Origin of the sequence: Pseudonocardia sp. SID8383 (assembly GCF_009864975.1) — a bacterium.
Taxonomy (GTDB): domain Bacteria; phylum Actinomycetota; class Actinomycetes; order Mycobacteriales; family Pseudonocardiaceae; genus Pseudonocardia; species Pseudonocardia alni.
Genome location: NZ_WWFY01000935.1, coordinates 1 through 1,233 on the forward strand (window position 1 = coordinate 1; position 1,233 = coordinate 1,233).

Consider the following 1,233-nt stretch of genomic DNA (forward strand, 5'->3'; position numbering starts at 1 on the left):
TCCAGGTGGGTCCGGACGGTGCCGGCGTCGCCGCGGGCGACCGGTCCGGTCAGCGCGCGGTCGCCGTGGCGCAGCGCGTTGTCCAGCGCGGCCGACAGCAGCGGCGCGACGAGCCGCTCCGCGGGCCGGATGCCGGCGGTCTCCAGCAGCTGCACGCAGTCCCCGACCAGGGTGGTCAGATGGTTGGCGCCGTGGGCGAGCGCGGCGTGGTAGAGCGGGCGCATCGCCTCGGGGATGCGGACGGGCTCGGCCGACATCTCCAGCACGAGTGCCTCGGCGACGCTCCAGCCGACGGCCTCGCGCGGGTCGCCGTGCTCCGGGTCGCCGGGGGCGGTGACGCCGATGCAGCAGGCGGCGAGCCGGTCGACGTCCTCGGGGCGGCCGGTCACCGTCATCGCCGGGTGCAGCGCCAGCGGCAGCACACCCTGCTCCGTCGCCGGGTCCAGCACCGCGACGCCGCGCGACCCCGCCGTGTGGACGGCGATCTGGCCCGGGCGGAAGCACCCGGCGGCGGCGAGGCCACGGACCAGGCCGGGCAGCACGTCGTCGGGGACGGCGAGCAGGACCAGGTCGGCGCGCGAGCAGACCTCGTCCGGCGGGAGCAGGGGGACGTCGGGGAGCAGGGTCTCCGCCCGGCGCACCGAGGCCTGCGAGACCCCGGAGGCGGCGACGACGTGGTGGCCCGCGCGGGCGAGCGCGGCGCCCAGCACCGCACCGACCCGACCGGCCGAGACCACCCCGACCGCGAGCCGCGCGGGGCGACCGCCATCGATCGCAGAGTCCATCACGAGAATCCGTTTCCTCCCGTTCCGGTCCTGGTGGGGTACCGGTCGGGCAATCCGCGGGTGGCGCGACCTCCGGTGGCCGCGCGCCGGACGCGAGGGTAGACGCGCGCCGGGTGGCGACGGGTGGTCCTGAGACCGGCCTCACCCGTCCCGGTACGACGATGATCACCGGTTGTGGAGTCCGGCGCCCACCGGGCGGACGCTGCGCTCCACAACCGGTGATCACCGGGTCGCGGGGTGGTCCGGGTCGTCGTCCGGACGGAGCATCGGGCGGGTGGGGCCGGGGTCCGACGGGTCGTCGTGGTGGCGGCCGTGGGTCCCGCCGGCGGGTGGGTCCGGACGGCGGACGGCACGCGTGAGGTGCTCGTCGCCACCCCCGGGGGCGGGTCCGGCGGGGCCGGACACCGGGGCACCGAACGGCGGATGCCCGGGCGCCGGCGAGCCCGCC

Annotated in this window: 1 protein-coding gene and 1 pseudogene; both read right to left on the reverse strand. The window is 77.9% G+C overall.

Annotated elements, in window-relative coordinates:
* Nucleotides 1-785, reverse strand: a 785-nt coding sequence (locus GTW08_RS22400; protein ID WP_161152475.1) for a Rossmann-like and DUF2520 domain-containing protein, incomplete at its 3' end; no start/stop codon positions are given.
* A 222-nt stretch (nt 786-1,007) separates the two neighbouring features.
* Nucleotides 1,008-1,233, reverse strand: a pseudogene (locus GTW08_RS32115) (hypothetical protein); the annotation flags it as partial.